The organism is Brevibacillus sedimenti (assembly GCF_020923495.1).
GTDB classification, from domain to species: Bacteria; Bacillota; Bacilli; order Brevibacillales; family Brevibacillaceae; genus Brevibacillus; species Brevibacillus aydinogluensis.
In genome coordinates, this window is record NZ_CP064048.1 from 2,360,253 (window position 1) to 2,375,883 (window position 15,631).

Sequence of the window (15,631 nt, forward strand, 5' to 3'; positions counted from 1 at the left end):
GATGAAACGCATCAGTAATCGATTATTCGGCTTTTTCTTTCTTGCCTTTCTTGTCGGAGTGGGAGGGCTCGTCTGGCAGTTTCATCAGGGGGGGCATTTCCATTTTGACGTGCAGTCCATCGACGAGCAGCGTACGATCACACAGCAGGTGAACAATATCGAATTGAAGACGGAGACAGCTGATGTTGTCTTCTCCGCAGCCCAGGAGTCGTCGATCAGCGTCCGGCTGGTCGGGGAGCTGTCCGCTGCTCTCAAGCCGACGCTGCAGACGGAGGTAACCCCTGACGGTATCCTGCGGATCACTGTGGGGGAGCCAAAACAGGGCGGCTTTTTCTTCTCTCCCAACACTCGACTGGAACTCCAGGTGACCATTCCTGCTGCTGCCTATCAGGACGTGCAGCTTGCCACCGTGACGGGAGACATTCGCACCGGCAGCTTGCAGGCCAAGCGCCTGACGATCCAAACAGGCACCGGTAACGTGAAGCTGAACGGCTTTGAGGGCGACCAGCTGGCGGTCAGCACCGGCACGGGTGACATGGACCTGGTCGGCATCCGCGGCGATGTCAACATCGACAGCGATACGGGAAACGTGCAGGATCTGGTGCTGGCCGAACTGACCGGCAATGTTGACATCACAACTGATACGGGCGACGTGCAGATCAAAGTGGAGAAGAAACCGGCGGCCGTCCGGCTCGACCTGAAATCCGACACGGGTGAAGTGGACGCCGAGTGGCCCGGACTATCCTACAGCGAGCGAACGGATCACAGGCTGGACGGATCGAACGGCTCCGACGGACCCCGCATCCTCGTCCGCTCCGCGACCGGGGATATTCGCATTCAGTAGGAACTTTTTGGAAACACTATGAAACGATAACGATTTTGACACAAAAGATGCGGGATTTGTCGAATGGTGGATGGTATCATGAAAGAGGATCATTCTTTGAACGAAGAGAGGTTTGTTCATGAGTGCAAAACCGTTTAACGATACGTTTTTGAAAGCCTGTCGCCACGAGCCGACGGAGCACGTACCGGTCTGGTACATGCGGCAGGCGGGGCGCTATCAGCCGGAGTACCGGGCGATTCGCGCCAAGTACAGCTTTTTTGAGATGAATTACATACCGGAAGTGTGTGCGGAAGTCACGCGGCTGCCCGTTGAGCAGTTGGGTGTCGATGCCGCCATTTTGTTTGCTGACATCATGACCCCGCTGAAGCCGATCGGAGTGGACGTCAACATCGAGTCGGGCGTCGGACCAGTCATTGCCAATCCGGTCAAAACGCTTTCCGATGTGCAGCGCCTGGGCGAACTGGACCCGGAATCGCACGTGCCGTACATAATGGAAGCGATTAAAATCCTGCGCCAGCAGCTCTCCGTACCGCTGATCGGTTTCGCCGGCGCGCCTTTCACCCTGGCCAGCTACATCATCGAGGGCGGCCCGTCGAAGCACTACCACAAGACGAAAGCGTTCATGTACACGCAGCCGGAGGCATGGCAGGCGCTGATGGACAAGCTGGGAGAGATGACCATTCGCTACCTGAAAGCGCAGATTGGCGCCGGTGCGCAGGCTGTGCAGGTGTTCGACTCCTGGGTGGGCGCACTCAACGACGAGGACTACCGCACCTATATTGCGCCGGTGATGCACCGCATCTTCAGCGCGCTGAAAGAAACAGGCGTGCCGACGATCTACTTCGGCGTTGGCGCCGGCCACCTGCTGAAGGAGTGGGACCGCCTGCCGGTGGACGTGGTCGGTCTCGACTGGCGCACCTCCATCCGTACCGCGCGGGAACTGGGGGTCACCAAGGTGCTGCAGGGCAATCTCGACCCGACGCTCCTGCTGGCGCCGTGGGACATGCTGGAGGCCAAAGCGAAGGCGATTTTGGACGAGGGGACCAAACAGCCTGGCTACATCTTCAATCTGGGGCACGGCGTCTTCCCGGATGCGAAGGTGGAAACGCTGCAGAAACTGACCCGCTTCATCCACAGTTACCGCCGAGATTCGTGACGGGAGGTGTGAACAGATGGCGAAGCGTAAATGGGGCCTCTTGCTGATGGCGTACGGAACGCCGCGCAGCCAGGACGAAATCGAACCGTACTACACCCATATTCGTCGCGGTCGCAAACCGCCGGAAGACCTGCTGAACGACCTGAAGGCGCGTTACGAAGCGGTCGGCGGGATCAACCGTTTTGCTGAGATTACGGACGAGCAGGTGCGAGCGCTGGAAGCGGAGTTGAACCGCCGTCACCCCGATGCGGAATTTGTCGGTTACCTCGGCTTGAAGCACATCGCGCCGTTTATCGAGGACGCGGTGGATGCGATGCACCGCGACGGCATCACCGAGGCGATCAGCCTGGTGCTTGCTCCCCATTACTCCACCTACAGTGTCAAGGAGTACAACGCTCGGGCAAAAGCCCATGCGGAGAAGATTGGCGGTCCGGTGATCAACAGCATCGACAGTTGGTATGAGGAGCCGGGCTTTATCGCTTACTGGGCGAATGCGCTTCGCGACACGTTTGCTGCCATGTCGGCAGCGGAGCGGGAGAAAGCGGTGGTCATCTTCTCGGCTCACAGCCTGCCGGAGAAGATTCTGCAGCTGGGCGATCCGTACCCGCAACAGCTGGAGGATACGGCCAAACGGATTGCCGAGGCCGCCGGAGTCACCCACTACGCGGTGGGATGGCAAAGCGCCGGCAGAACGCCGGAACCGTGGCTGGGGCCGGACGTGCAGGACTTGACCAGAGAGCTGCACGCGGCGCATGGCTACACGTCGTTTGTCTACTGTCCGGTTGGGTTCGTCGCCGAACATTTGGAAGTCCTCTACGACAACGACATCGAGTGCAAAGCGGTGACGGAAGAACTGGGCGCAAACTACTACCGCCCGCCGATGCCCAACGCCAGACCGGAGTTTATCGCCTGTTTGGCGGATGTTGTCGGAAAGAAGTTGGCGGACTTGGGGAAATAGCGTATGAGCGACAAACACCTGCATGTGACGATCGTGGGCGGCGGCATCACGGGACTGAGCGCCGCCTACTACCTGCAAAAATGGAGCCGTGAAGAGGGCGTACCGGTCAGCTTTACCCTGCTGGAGGAAAGCAGCCGGTTGGGCGGCAAAATCCAGACGTGGCGGCATCAGGGATTTACCATCGAGTTGGGGGCGGACTCCTTTTTGGAGCGTAAAACAAGCGCCTCCCAACTGATCAAAGACGTCGGGTTGGGCGATCAGCTTGTGCACAACCACGCCGGACAGGCGTACATCGTCCATAAGGATCGCCTCGTATCCATACCGGAAGGGGCGGTAATGGGCATTCCCACCAAACTGCTGCCGTTTGTCTGGACGCCGCTGGTGTCGCCGCTGGGCAAACTGCGGGCTGCCGCCGACCTGGTGCTGCCGGGCGGAAAACCGGGCGAGGACCAATCAGTCGGTCACTTTTTCCGCCGCCGTCTCGGCGACGAAGTGATCGAAAACGTCATCGAGCCGCTCATCTCCGGTGTGTATGGCGGCGACATCGACAAGCTGAGCCTGCTCTCCACGTTTCCGCAGTATGCGCAAATGGAACAAAAGTACCGCAGCCTGATCCTGGCGATGAAAAACGCACGGCCGCAGGCAAAGCCGGAACAGCCGAAAAAGCCGACGGGCATGTTCATGACGCTGAAAGGCGGACTGCAGTCGCTGGCGGAGCGGATCGAGCAGCTGTTGCCGGCAGAGGCGGTGCAGAAGAATACCGGAGTGCGGCAGATCGAAAAGCGGCCGGAGGGATATATGCTGCAGTTGAGCGACGGTCGGACGCTGCGGACGGATGCAGTGCTGTTGGCCGTCCCTCATCCGGTGGCGCAGGAACTGCTGCGTCCGTACGTCGATATCCCGCCGCTCGGCGGTGCAAAGCCGACGATCATGGCCACGGTGGCGATGGCCTACCCGGCGGAGGCGGTGCCTCTGGACGTGGAGGGAACGGGCTTCGTCGTGCCGCGCAAGGCCAATTACACCATCACCGCCTGCACCTGGACGCATCGCAAGTGGCCCCATACGACACCCGAGGGAAAAGCGCTCGTCCGCTGCTATGTCGGCAAGCCGGGCCACGAGGAAATCGTCGACCGCTCCGACGAGGAGATCGTCGACGTGGTCATTCGCGATTTAAAACGGGTCATGAAGATCGGCGATACGCCTGATTTTTACCGGGTCACCCGCTGGAACAGGGGCCTTCCCTACATGGTCGGCCATCAGCAGTGGCTGCGCGACGTGACTGCCAAAGTAGGTGCAGCGCTTCCTGCAGTGCGGCTGGCAGGCGCCTCATACGGCGGAGTCGGGGTGCCCGACTGCATTGACCAGGGAAAACGGGCAATGCGCGAACTGCTTGACCACTTGACACAAAAACCGGGGAATTGATGCCCCGGTTTTTTTGCGTATCCGTGCGGCATGTCCATGTCAAAAAAGCTGTTGTGGCTGCCCTCATTTGCTGATGGCAGCATTGGACATCACCGGCAGACCGCTGGTTGGCGCACGTCTCCGTCTTTTCGCTGCAGCACGGCTATCATTTCTTTTGTGCTCCTTTCATTTTGCAGTGCTAAACGGCTCGTCCTGTCCATATAGTATAGGGAAATGTCCTGCACTTGAAAGGAGGAGCACGAATGGCGATTCAGGATGGGCTGCTGTCGTTCGCCATCAAGGAAACCATATTCCTCCCCGCGGAACGCGCCGGGATTGGCGAATTGAAAGAGCTGGAATTGGTCCCCGATATTGAGGTGCTGGAAAACCAGTCCTTCATCTCCATAACAGGCTGCCTGCAGTTGTACGGAACATACGAGCCGGCCAGGGGCGCCTCGGAGCCTACCGAAGGCGGAGCGGAAACCCTGGTGGAAGCGGTGACATTCGCTCCGTTTCCGCAGGCGGGAAACAACGGCGGGCTGTTCGGTTTTGAGGAGGAAGTGAATCATCGGATCCCCGTCAACATCACGATCCCAGTCAGCCGGGTTGCCGAAATGGGGGACATTTACGCGGTCGTAGACGGTTTTGATTGCCAGGTGGAAACGCCGCATCAACTGCTGATCGAAGCAGAACTGAAAATTGCCGGCATTCAGCTGACCGAGCAGGGGCAACAATCCGCCCTGCAGCCTGACTCGGCAACGGCCCCCGCCGATGAAGCCGCCCACATGGCAGAGCCTTACTGGGTATCCGACCAGAAGGCGATGCAGTCGGAGGTGGAAACGGCGGAAGCGGACATGTCCGTGCGTGCAGACGTGCAGCCGCAGACGGACTCGGACATGCATTCGGACGTGGATGTGGAGAGCCGCGCAGCAGAACAGTGGCAGGCCGAAGCAATCAGCCCGGACCAGCGGGACCGCGTGGCACGTCCAGCTTCGTTGGAAGAACTCGAACAGAGGCTGTCTGAGCTGGAGAGGATGGAGCGGGAGCCTCATGCGGAGGCAGAGGAGCTTGCTGAATACGCGGCGATGTTTGACCGGCCTGCCTCACCTTTGCCATCTCCCCAGACGGATTATGGCGATGTGACCGCCTCAGCGGAATACGGTGAGGTGACAGGTGCGTGGGATCAGCCGGCTTTGGAAGCAGACGAATATCCAGAGATGTCGTTTCATCAGGCTCCACCCTGGGAGGTGAACCGCGCGTCTGCTCGGGAGGAGCAAAGCAGGTGGGAGAGTGCTCCAGATGCCACTGCTCCCAGATTCGCATCATCGTACGAGGCCGAATTGAAAAATACACGCGGTGTTGAGGCCCAGGCAGAAGGTAAAGAAACGGGAAGCGCCAGGCCTGCAGCGGGTGAATCGCGAATTGTCGAGGCCAACAAGAAGGCAAAAGAGGCGGGAGCGGTTGAGGCCCGCGTGAAGGCGGAAGCAGCGGAAGCGGCCGAAGCGGAAGCAAGCGTGAAGGCCGAAGCAAGCGTGGAGGCGGAAGCAGCGGAAGCGGCTGAAGCAAGCGTAAAAGCGGAAGAAACGGGAGTGGCCGAGGCCAAGGCGGAGGCGAAAGAGGCGGATACCGTCGAAGCGCAGGAGGAGCCGGACGTTTTGGAAGTGCAGACTGCTCCCAAGACGGAAGAGGAGCGGGAGGTGCGTGTGGCCATCTCCGGCAAGCCGACCGAGGGAGAAGGGGAGAAACTGAACCTCACGTCCATCTTTTCCCAGGCAAGTCGCATCCAACAGGAAGCGCAGGCAGCCGAAAGCGCCGAGTCGTCCTCCAGTTCTTCCCGCAGGGCGGACGCGTACGAGCCGGACAGTAGGACGCTGGAAGCGATGCACAACCTCACCTCGTTCATCCGCGGCAAAGAAGAGCGGTACAGCAAGTTGAAACTGTGCATCATTCAGCGCAACGACACGCTGGAATCCATTTCCCAGCGGTACTCCCTGCCCATCTCCAAGATCCTGGAGGTAAACAAGTTGAGCGCGGACCAGGTAGTGGAGGGGCAAATTTTGTACATTCCAGAGTGAGGAGCGGGGAACCGTGGAGAAAATCGACCTTTCCGAGATTTGTCGGCGCTATCGGGCGAGGGTAATCCACATGACGCCGCTGGAAGACTGCTATCTGCTGGAGACAAACCGGGGCACCAAGGAACTGCGTATCTGGCCGCGTGTGGACGTGATGCGCTGGTCGTTTGCCTGGCGGGAGAGGATGGCCCGGCAGGGGTTTCGCGAACTGGAACGGTTCATTCGCACGCGGGATGCCAAACCGTATCTGGTGAAGGCCAGCCGCGGCATTACCCTGACAGACCATCTGCGCCACATCGAACCGGTTCCGACGGATCACGAGACCATCCGCCAATGCGGCAGGATCATCGGCATGATGCACGCAGCCCAGCGGGAGAGCAGCCTGTTTCCCGCCGTAGACTTTTGGCGCCAGGAACAGCTTCAGGCGGTGGCCGAGTCAAGGCGGGCACGGGAATTGTGGGAAGCGGTACGGGCCAGGTACAGGCGGGCGGAGGGGGAACGGCGGCGAGTCGCCGAATTGTTTCCCTTCGTGCTCCAGCGTATGCAGCGCAGCGCCGACCTATTGGCCAGTTCGCGGATTGATCCGGCTGCACTGTCCGTCTCGCACGGCGAACTGCACCGGGACAATTTGGGCATGATCGATGGCAGGCTTTACCTGCGCGGCTTTTTCCAGCCGACGCTGTCCGTTCAGCAGCGGGATGTGGCCGTCTTTTTGCGGGATCTGTACCTGACGCATCATGACCAAGCTCAGGTGGATGCCTTTCTCGACGGCTACGAGGAGGCAAAACCGCTCAGTTACGGCGACTATACGCTAATGCTGGCGTTTCTGGCGGCACCAATGGAATTATGGAAACAAATGGAAAAATACATGGAGGATGATGGTCAGCCGGACGGGGGCTCGGCAGCGGAGTTTGAGCAGGCCCTCGTTCGTCAGCAAGCCGTCGACGGTTTGCTGCGGCGTGTGGCTGAGCGGGCTGAGGGTGCAAGGAGTGAGTAGGCGTATGAGCCGCTTTGACGATATTTATCCGCTGTTTCGTGAATACGACATGTACGCCCAGACCGTCGATGAACTAAAACCCCCCAACGTGTACAAGGTGTTGACCCCTTACGGATCGTTTGTCTGCAAGCGGACGCGGGTCTCTGCGCAAAAGCTGCTGCTTGTCAGCGGCGTTTTGCGCCATCTGCAGCAGCGGGGATGGGACGGAGCCGTGCCGTACTGTTACACGAAATACGACGAACCTTACGTCCAGCAGGGAGAGACCACGTATTACCTGACCGTCTGGATGCCCGGTGGCGAACTGTGGGACAATCAGCCATTGGCCTGGGCGACGCCGACCGTGGAACGATTGGCCGAGCTGCACCATTTGACGCAAAATTTCCGGTTTGACGATCCTCGCCAGGTAGAGCCGCTGATCGACTCCCTTTTGAAACGCTGGCAGCATCTGTTGGCACATGCGGAGAAGGCGGCCGACCTGGCCCGTGAGCGCCTGTATCCATCGCCGTTTGACGTGGTCTTCCTCGCCAATCAGGCGTACGTGTCCGAACTGGCCCAAACAGCGATTGCCCGGCTCCGGGATTGGCGGGAACGGCACCAGACCCACGCCCACTTCCGCTTGTCCCTGATCCACGGCTTCCCCCATCCGGCCCACATCATGCCCGACCGCTCGGGGAAGGGAAAGCTGCTGAACTTTGACCGCGCCCTCTTTGACACGCCCACCCGTGACCTGACCCTGTTCTACCGCGCCTATTTTCACCAGGCGGGCGACGCGGCGGGGGCGAGTCAACTGTTTCATCACTACACCAGCATCTTTCCGCTTCGGCCGGATGAGATCGACCTGCTTTCAATCTTTCTCACCTACCCGGAAAGGGTGATGCGGGATATCGAAATCTACTACGGCGGCATGCGGGATTGGAACGAACTGTACGCCGTCAAGCGGCTGGAGAAGGATATAGACCGGTTGATGCGGCTCAACCGCTGGGTTCAGCAGGCCTTTTGACAAGCAGCGTCTCACAGAGTGGGGCGTTGTTTTTTTGCTGTCCTCATTGAAGTCCCCTACAGCCAGCCGAGGTAAATGGCCACGTACAAGAGCCCCAGGATGCCGAGCAGGACGACGTCAAACGATGTGGGAACGATCACCGTGCGGATGAACTGAAAGATGATCAGCGGCAGCAGAACCTGTTTGCAGCCGTACTTGATCCTCAGATAGGTGGGGTGGAATTTCCAGCGGCAGTTCATCGGAATCACCTCGTTCCAGCATATGCGCAAGGAATACAGCCAGTGCCTTGCACCAGCCGCGCTTATCGGGGCAAAAACAGGTTTGGACGCAGGAGTGAGCGGGTAGGTAAAATGAAAATAGTCTGATAGGATAGCAAAAATAAGGAGATCCACGATGATCTGGGAAGCTCTTCTTTACACGCTGGGTACGGGCGCGGGCGCGTATCTGGTGCATGTGTCCCGTCGTTCAGCTTGCGATAGGGGTTGGGATGCGTTTTGGCTGGGATGGGGATTGATCAGCTGGGGAGCCGGACACCTGCTGGGATTCATCCCGATGGCTTGGGTCCGGATAATCAGCCTGTCTTTGTGTGTGTGCTTTTCGCTCTTTTTTCTGTTGGCCTTGCACACGATGTTTGCTCCGTATCTCGGCCGCGAGCGGTGGAAGACGCTGCTGGACGCACTGACGCTGTGCGCCATGTTGGGCACAACAGCCGTCTGCCTGATGCTCATGCCGGATTTGTCCCGCCAGCTGCACGCCCAAATGGCGCTGCAAAGCGGGTTTTTGCTGCTGCTTCCCGCCGTCACCCTGGCACTCGCCAATCGGCGGATGGCGGATGCGGCCCAGCCGGATCGGCGCCGCCTGCTTGCGGCCGTTTTGCCGTTTATTGTTTTGACGGCGGCGCTGCCCTTTTTGTCTCCGGCTCTGCTGTTTGGAGCGGGGGCCGCTTCGCTTTGGCTTCTCTGCCGGGCGCATCAGCGTCGTGAGCGAGTCAGTGAACGCTCACTGGAAATCGACGACTGCACCCATTCGTACGAAAGACTGACATTTTCCCTCCATGATGCATCCATGGCGGCGGTACTGCTGACAGGTACCGTGGTTGCCGCCTTATCCGTTGCCGCCATACCGCGCCTCAGTCTGATCGGCATGGCCCTGGGAGCGCTGGTGGCGCTGGTGAGGCTGGTGCTGACAATCCGGGCCAACCGGAGCGTGATCAAACGCGCCTTTGGGTATGTGGACAGACTGGAACGGAGGTTCGCGGAGCAATTGGAGCAGAGTGGGCGGAAAAACGCCCAGATGGCGCAGCTGCTCAAGCTGAAGCAGCGCTATGAACAGCTCCTGATCGTCAGCAACGAGCACAGCATGAGGGAAGTGAGCTACGAAAACCTGCAGCTGGTGATCGAGGAGCTGGTGGACGCCTGGTTTGCCAAAATGGGCACGCTTTTATACCTGCGGCTGTCCCTGGAGTCAGCGGATGGTGTCGTCTATTACGAGAGCGTCCGGGGCAATCCGGACCATCCGCAAATTCGGCATACGCTGACGGAGCAGATTGTCGTCGACGAACAGCGGGATTCGCCGCTGTCGCCCCGCTACGTGGTGGTGTTGGCCAAGACGGCGGACGAAGAGGCGGATGAAAAAGAGATGGAGCACCCCTTTTACCGACTGCTCGCGGTCAACGTGCGTGGTCTGATCCTGCGCTGTCTGCACGAAAACCAGTCGCTTGAACTGCGCCTGATGGAGCAGGAGATGGAGCTTGCGCGGAGAATTCAACTGCTGCTCATTCCTGAGGAACGGATGGTGCTGCCGCGCCTGCAGGCAAAAGCGGTCTATCTGCCGGTTGCCTACGTGGGCGGGGACTACGTGGATTACGTCCGGATTGACCAGCGCTACACCTGCTTTGTCGTGGCAGACGCATCGGGACACGGCCTGCCGGCCAGCCTGATGGCCAACAGCATTCGCAGCGCGCTGCGGGCAGTGATCCAGACGTGCTGGGAGCCTGACCAGATACTCTACAGGCTGAACAACCTGCTGTATGCGGATTTGAGCAAAACGCGCTCGTTCATCACGATGTTGATCGTGGTGTACGACGCTGTTGCCCACAAGCTCTTTCTCAGCCGGGCGGGCCATCCCCAGCCGCTGTACCTGTCGGCCAGCAAGGTCGGCCTGTTCTCCTGCGCCGGGGGCTTGGGGCTGGGGTTGTCGTCCGACAGCCGCTACGTCCGGGAGGAAATGGACATTACTGAAGACGGCATGCTGCTCGTCTACACGGATGGCCTGCCAGACCTGAAGCGGCGCGATTCGAGCCGCTGCCCCGACAGATGGCGCCGGGAATTGTCCGCATTGTGGAACGAATGCCGGACATCGGCCGAAGATCGCATTGCCCTGGTGGAGCAGCGCGTCTGGGAATTGACCCGCGCCTGGCAGCAGAAGGATGACATTTCCTTGTTGATCCTTCAGTTTCAAACGGCTGCGAAGAAAGAGGGGGAAGGAGCATGATACTGTGTGAGCGGTGTCCCGACGAGCCCTCCTGCCGCAACTGCCTGAACGAACTGCGGGTGGGCCGCTCGGCGCAGAAGGTGCTGCCGCCCCGGCAGGTTCGTCTGACGCTTTTGGCGGACGGCGCGGAGGCTGTCGCGGAGCTGCGCGCGGTCAGCCGGACCGCAGTGGGGCTGTACTGTCCCGGGCAGCCGCTGCATGGGCGAATTGAAGTGGAGCTGGCCGCCGACTTTCGGATTATCGGCAGCCTGGTCCGGGGAATCCGCAATGTGCCGTATTACGTGCTGGATATTGAAAAGGTGCTGCGCCGGAACGAGGTGCTGGAGCGGCTGCTCCTGGATGAGTTTCACCGCTGGCATCTGAGCGGGGAGCTCGACCCGGCCTCGCTGTTGAAAAACATGCGGGAGCGGAACGACGAGTGGAGCCGGATAATCAAGCAGGAGCTGCAGAAGCTCTCCATCCTGCGCCAGGTGGGGGCGATCTACCTTTATCTGGTGGAGGACGGCCGCCTGCGTCCGCTCGGGACAGCTCGGGTGGACGAGCCGCTGGAGCAGGAGATGCGCCGTCTGGCGGCACGGGCGGCGGACGCGGGCACCGCGCTCAGGGAACAGGTCGTGGCGCCGGACGGGAGCCGTGTCTACGAGCTGTACGCGTCTCCCCTGCCGGACCGGACGTGCGGCCTTGCGCTGATCGACATTACGGAGGCGATTGCCGAGGAGCGGCGGCGGCAGAAAAAAGAGTGGGATTTGTACAAACAGGTGTTGGCGTCGGTGACGGGCGACAAGCTGGTCCTGTTGACTGACGAGGAACTGTTTGCACTGATCAGGGAAGGAGAGATGCTGGCTGCCATTGACGTGCGGGCTCCGGAGGATTTGAGCAGGCTGAGGCGCGAGTGCCGACGGGTGCTGGAGCCGCTCGGAATGGCGGACAAGCGTCTATTGCAGTACATCGTGGCGCTGAACGAAGCGGCCAGCAATACGCTGAAGCACGGCAGCGGCGGTACGGTCACTCTCTACCGGGCAAATGAGCAAGTGTGCCGCGCCGTCGTCCATGACCAGGGGGGCGGCATCGATCTGGAAGAACTGCCGCGTGCGACGCTGATCCAGGGCTATTCCACCCGAAACTCGCTGGGTGTCGGGTTTCACGTCATGCTGCGGTGCTGCGACCGGCTCCTGCTTTGCAGTTCGTCGGCGGGCACAAAACTGGTCTTGGAGTGCCGCGTCCAACCATTGTGAATGTTTGGGAAATGCACAAAAGGGTAATACATGAAAGCAGGGAACTGTCAGTATCGGTGGCGTGATGAGAAAACCAAGGGAGAGGAGTTTGTGCATGGAATACCGGGCAATCGAAGCGGACGGACAGGCCGCGCTGTTTTTTGCCGGAGAACTGGACATGGCCGTAGGGGACGAAGTGGGGCGGCTGCTGCGCGAATACGGGGAGCGGAATCAACGCGTGACGGTTGACTTTCGCGACGTGACGTTTGTCGATTCTTCAGGGATTTGCAGCCTGTTTTACACCACCAAGGATTTGCTTAGTGCGGGCAAACACGTGGAAATCGTCAACGTGCGGGAAGAGATATTGGACATCCTGGAACTGCTGGGGTTTGCGGAGGCGCTCGGCATTGGCGTCAAAAAAGCGTAGCAGGCCGGGTTTGACGGGCTGCGCGCAGTTTGTATATAATAATAACCTAGAATCTGCAACAGAACAGGGAACAAGCGATGAACGGGAAGAGTAGGCCAGGACGCCTTGGCAGAGAGGGAGAATCATTTGCTGCGAGATTCTCTAAGGCAGGGAATGGCTGAAGGTCGCCCGGGAGTTGTTTCGGTGAAGCGATGCCGCTTAGCCGAAACCGGTCAACAGCCGTTATGTGTCTGAGGGAACGCACGCCCCGTCTGTCTTTTCGACGCGCCGTGTGTTAACAAAGGTGGTACCGCGAAATGATCCTTTCGTCCTTTGGATGAAAGGTTTTTTTATTTTCCGAAGGAGGATGTGCTATGTCGACTCAACCGACGCAAGACATCGATCAACTGCTGCCGAAGAACTACGATCCGAAGGCAGCGGAAAGCAAATGGTATCCGTACTGGATCGAAAAGCAGTTTTTCAAGGCGGAGCGTGATCCGGACAAACGTCCGTTCACGATCGTCATCCCGCCGCCGAACGTGACGGGCAAGCTGCACCTGGGGCACGCTCTGGACACCACCCTGCAGGACATCATCACCCGCGCCAAGCGAATGCAGGGTTACAGCACGCTGTTTTTGCCGGGGATGGACCACGCCGGAATCGCCACTCAGGCCCGCGTGGAAGCAAACCTGCGCGAACAGGGCATTTCCCGCCACGATCTGGGTCGGGAGAAGTTTTTGGAAAAAGTCTGGGAGTGGAAGCACATCTACGCCCAACACATCCGCGACCAGTGGGAAAAGCTGGGGCTGGCGCTGGACTATTCGCGTGAACGCTTTACCATGGACGAAGGACTGTCCCGGGCGGTGCGCGAGGTATTCGTCCGTCTCTACGAAAAAGGCCTGATCTACCGCGGCAACCGCATCATCAACTGGGACCCGGTCGCACGCACGGCGCTCTCCGACATCGAGGTGATCTACAAAGAGGTGAAGGGCGCGCTGCACCACATGCGCTACCCGCTGGCTGACGGCAGCGGCTACATCGAAGTGGCGACCACCCGTCCGGAAACGATGCTGGGTGATACTGCTGTCGCTGTTCACCCGGATGACGAACGATACAAGCACCTGATCGGCAAAACGGTGATTCTGCCGATTGTCGGCCGGGAAATTCCGATCGTAGCTGACGACTACGTCGACCCCGAGTTTGGTTCCGGCGCCGTGAAAATCACGCCGGCCCACGATCCGAACGACTTTGAAATCGGCTTGAGACACAACCTGCCGCAGATCGTGGTCATGGACGAAACCGGCACGATGAACGAAAACGCCGGCAAGTATCAGGGCCTCGACCGCTTCGAGTGCCGCAAGCAGATCATCAAGGACCTGACCGAGCAGGGCGTCATGTTCAAAATCGAGGAGCACATCCACCAGGTGGGTCACAGCGAGCGGAGCGACGCCGTCGTCGAGCCGTACCTGTCGACGCAGTGGTTCGTCAAAATGCAGCCTCTGGCCGATGCTGCCATCGCCAATGCGTACAGCGAGAACAGCGTCAAATTCGTTCCGGAACGCTTCAAGAACAACTATTTGCGCTGGATTGAAAACATTCGCGACTGGTGCATTTCCCGTCAGCTCTGGTGGGGACACCGGATTCCGGCATGGTACTGCCAGGACTGCGGCGAGACGATTGTGTCCCGCGACGACGTGACCGAGTGCCCGCACTGCCACAGCCACAAGCTGGAGCAGGACCCGGACGTCCTTGACACCTGGTTCTCGTCCGCGCTCTGGCCGTTCTCCACGCTGGGCTGGCCGGACGAGACCGAGGACTTGAAGTACTTTTATCCGACCAACGTGCTGGTCACCGGCTACGACATCATCTTCTTCTGGGTCGCCCGGATGATTTTCAGCGGCCTGGAGTTTACCGGGAAAAATCCGTTTGAGACCGTGTTGATTCACGGCATTATTCGCGATTCCGAAGGGCGCAAGATGTCCAAGTCGCTGGGCAATGGCGTCGATCCGATGGAAGTAATTGAAAAATACGGGGCAGACGCGCTCCGCTTCACGCTGGCGACGGGCAACTCGCCGGGGAACGACCAGCGCTTCTACTGGGAGAAGGTGGAATCCAACCGCAACTTCGCCAACAAGATCTGGAACGCCTCCCGTTTTGCCCTGATGAACATGGCCGGCTTCCGCTACGAGGACATTGACCTGTCGGGCGAACTGTCCACGCCGGACAAGTGGATTCTCTCCCGTCTGCAGGCTACCATCGCCGACGTGACCCGCTTGATGGACGCGTTTGAATTTGGCGAAGCAGGACGTGTGCTGTACAACTTCATCTGGGACGATCTCTGCGACTGGTACATCGAGATGGCCAAACTGCCGCTGTACGGCAGCGACGAGGCGGCGAAGAAGACGACCCAGTCCGTGCTCGCCACCGTGCTGGATCAAACGCTGCGCCTCCTGCATCCGTTCATGCCGTTCATCACCGAGGAAATCTGGCAGGCGCTGCCTCACCAGGGCGAGAGCATCACGGTGGCGGCATGGCCGACTGTCAATGAACAGTGGAGCTTCCCGGATGCCGAGGCAGAGATGAACCTGCTCATGGAAGTGATCCGCAGCGTGCGCAACATTCGCGCCGAGGTCAACGTGCCGATGTCCAAAAAGATCGAGCTGCTGATCAAGCCGGGCGACGCCGTTGCGCTGGAACGCCTGAACCGGGGCAAAGAGTACATCGTCCGCTTCTGCAATCCTGAACGCCTGGAGATCAGTGAGCAGTTGGCGACGCCGGACAAGGCGATGTCCGCTGTGGTGACGGGTGCGGAGCTGTTCCTGCCGCTGGCCGGGCTGATCGATCTCGACCAGGAGATCAAACGCCTGGAAAAAGAACTGGCGACGCTGCACAAGGAAGTGGAGCGGATCGAGAACAAGCTGAACAACCCGGGCTTTATGGCAAAAGCCCCGGCAAAAGTGATTGACGAAGAAAAGGCCAAACTGGCTGATTACATGGAGAAGCGGGACAAAGTGATTGCCCGCCTGGCGGAACTGAAAAGCGAATGAACCGCCGACCTTTCGCATACTTTTGAGAATGGAGCAATGCGGT

12 protein-coding genes and 1 other annotated feature are annotated in these 15,631 nt (G+C 59.5%); of the genes, 11 read left to right on the top strand and 1 reads right to left on the bottom strand.

Annotated features, from left to right (window positions below; translation table 11 throughout):
- Nucleotide 1 precedes the first annotated feature (1 nt).
- The 7 genes from IRT44_RS11520 (at nt 2) to IRT44_RS11550 (ending at nt 8,428) form a co-directional block, all read left to right on the top strand.
- Nucleotides 2–844, top strand: coding sequence for a DUF4097 family beta strand repeat-containing protein (locus IRT44_RS11520; RefSeq protein ID WP_171565500.1), 843 nt, complete (start codon nt 2–4; stop codon nt 842–844).
- Nucleotides 845–962: 118 nt separating this feature from the next.
- Nucleotides 963–2,000: a uroporphyrinogen decarboxylase gene (gene hemE / locus IRT44_RS11525; RefSeq protein ID WP_171565499.1), complete on the top strand. Its 1,038-nt coding sequence runs from the start codon at nt 963–965 to the stop codon at nt 1,998–2,000.
- Between the two features lie 16 nt (nt 2,001–2,016).
- Nucleotides 2,017–2,958, top strand: a complete 942-nt coding sequence (gene hemH / locus IRT44_RS11530) for a ferrochelatase (protein WP_171565498.1) — start codon at nt 2,017–2,019, stop codon at nt 2,956–2,958.
- A gap of 3 nt (nt 2,959–2,961) precedes the next feature.
- A complete protein-coding gene (hemY, locus tag IRT44_RS11535; RefSeq protein ID WP_171565497.1) occupies nt 2,962–4,380 on the top strand; it encodes a protoporphyrinogen oxidase in 1,419 nt (472 codons plus the stop codon).
- A 242-nt stretch (nt 4,381–4,622) separates the two neighbouring features.
- A complete protein-coding gene (locus IRT44_RS11540) occupies nt 4,623–6,434 on the top strand; it encodes a LysM peptidoglycan-binding domain-containing protein (protein WP_230076703.1) in 1,812 nt (603 codons plus the stop codon).
- Nucleotides 6,435–6,447: 13 nt separating this feature from the next.
- Entirely contained in the window at nt 6,448–7,428 is a 981-nt protein-coding gene (locus tag IRT44_RS11545; protein ID WP_230076704.1) for an aminoglycoside phosphotransferase family protein, read from the top strand.
- Nucleotides 7,429–7,432: 4 nt separating this feature from the next.
- Entirely contained in the window at nt 7,433–8,428 is a 996-nt protein-coding gene (locus tag IRT44_RS11550) for a protein kinase family protein (protein WP_171565494.1), read from the top strand.
- 56 nt (nt 8,429–8,484) lie between these two features.
- On the opposite strand, the gene IRT44_RS11555 is transcribed toward IRT44_RS11550, so the two are convergent.
- The gene (locus tag IRT44_RS11555; protein WP_171565493.1) at nt 8,485–8,667 is read right to left on the bottom strand and encodes a hypothetical protein; all 183 of its coding nucleotides are present in this window, start codon (nt 8,665–8,667) and stop codon (nt 8,485–8,487) included.
- A gap of 154 nt (nt 8,668–8,821) precedes the next feature.
- Between IRT44_RS11555 and IRT44_RS11560 the strand changes: the two genes are divergently transcribed.
- The 4 genes from IRT44_RS11560 to IRT44_RS11575 all read left to right on the top strand — a co-directional run bounded on the left by IRT44_RS11560 (nt 8,822) and on the right by IRT44_RS11575 (nt 15,588).
- Nucleotides 8,822–10,921: a SpoIIE family protein phosphatase gene (locus IRT44_RS11560; RefSeq protein ID WP_230076705.1), complete on the top strand. Its 2,100-nt coding sequence runs from the start codon at nt 8,822–8,824 to the stop codon at nt 10,919–10,921.
- Nucleotides 10,918–12,156 (top strand): ATP-binding protein, encoded by a 1,239-nt coding sequence (locus IRT44_RS11565; protein WP_230076706.1) that lies wholly within the window; start codon nt 10,918–10,920, stop codon nt 12,154–12,156. The genes IRT44_RS11560 and IRT44_RS11565 overlap by 4 nt, the downstream gene beginning before the upstream one ends.
- 94 nt (nt 12,157–12,250) lie before the next feature.
- On the top strand, nt 12,251–12,562 hold the full coding sequence (locus tag IRT44_RS11570; protein WP_171565491.1) for an STAS domain-containing protein: 312 nt from the start codon (nt 12,251–12,253) through the stop codon (nt 12,560–12,562).
- Between the two features lie 68 nt (nt 12,563–12,630).
- Nucleotides 12,631–12,878, top strand: a binding site (T-box leader).
- A gap of 37 nt (nt 12,879–12,915) precedes the next feature.
- The gene (locus IRT44_RS11575; protein WP_212132910.1) at nt 12,916–15,588 is read left to right on the top strand and encodes a valine--tRNA ligase; all 2,673 of its coding nucleotides are present in this window, start codon (nt 12,916–12,918) and stop codon (nt 15,586–15,588) included.
- The last annotated feature ends 43 nt before the right edge of the window (nt 15,589–15,631 follow it).

What these genes read in the sequence shown, in the direction of transcription:
- hemH (WP_171565498.1), top strand. Translation starts at nt 2,017, where the DNA reads ATGGCGAAGCGTAAATGGGGCCTCTTGCTGATGGCGTACGGAACGCCG.
- IRT44_RS11550 (WP_171565494.1), top strand. Translation starts at nt 7,433, where the DNA reads ATGAGCCGCTTTGACGATATTTATCCGCTGTTTCGTGAATACGACATG.
- IRT44_RS11555 (WP_171565493.1), bottom strand. Translation starts at nt 8,667, where the DNA reads ATGAACTGCCGCTGGAAATTCCACCCCACCTATCTGAGGATCAAGTAC.
- IRT44_RS11570 (WP_171565491.1), top strand. Translation starts at nt 12,251, where the DNA reads ATGGAATACCGGGCAATCGAAGCGGACGGACAGGCCGCGCTGTTTTTT.
- IRT44_RS11540 (WP_230076703.1), top strand. Translation starts at nt 4,623, where the DNA reads ATGGCGATTCAGGATGGGCTGCTGTCGTTCGCCATCAAGGAAACCATA.
- hemE (WP_171565499.1), top strand. Translation starts at nt 963, where the DNA reads ATGAGTGCAAAACCGTTTAACGATACGTTTTTGAAAGCCTGTCGCCAC.
- IRT44_RS11520 (WP_171565500.1), top strand. Translation starts at nt 2, where the DNA reads ATGAAACGCATCAGTAATCGATTATTCGGCTTTTTCTTTCTTGCCTTT.
- IRT44_RS11565 (WP_230076706.1), top strand. Translation starts at nt 10,918, where the DNA reads ATGATACTGTGTGAGCGGTGTCCCGACGAGCCCTCCTGCCGCAACTGC.
- IRT44_RS11560 (WP_230076705.1), top strand. Translation starts at nt 8,822, where the DNA reads ATGATCTGGGAAGCTCTTCTTTACACGCTGGGTACGGGCGCGGGCGCG.
- hemY (WP_171565497.1), top strand. Translation starts at nt 2,962, where the DNA reads ATGAGCGACAAACACCTGCATGTGACGATCGTGGGCGGCGGCATCACG.
- IRT44_RS11575 (WP_212132910.1), top strand. Translation starts at nt 12,916, where the DNA reads ATGTCGACTCAACCGACGCAAGACATCGATCAACTGCTGCCGAAGAAC.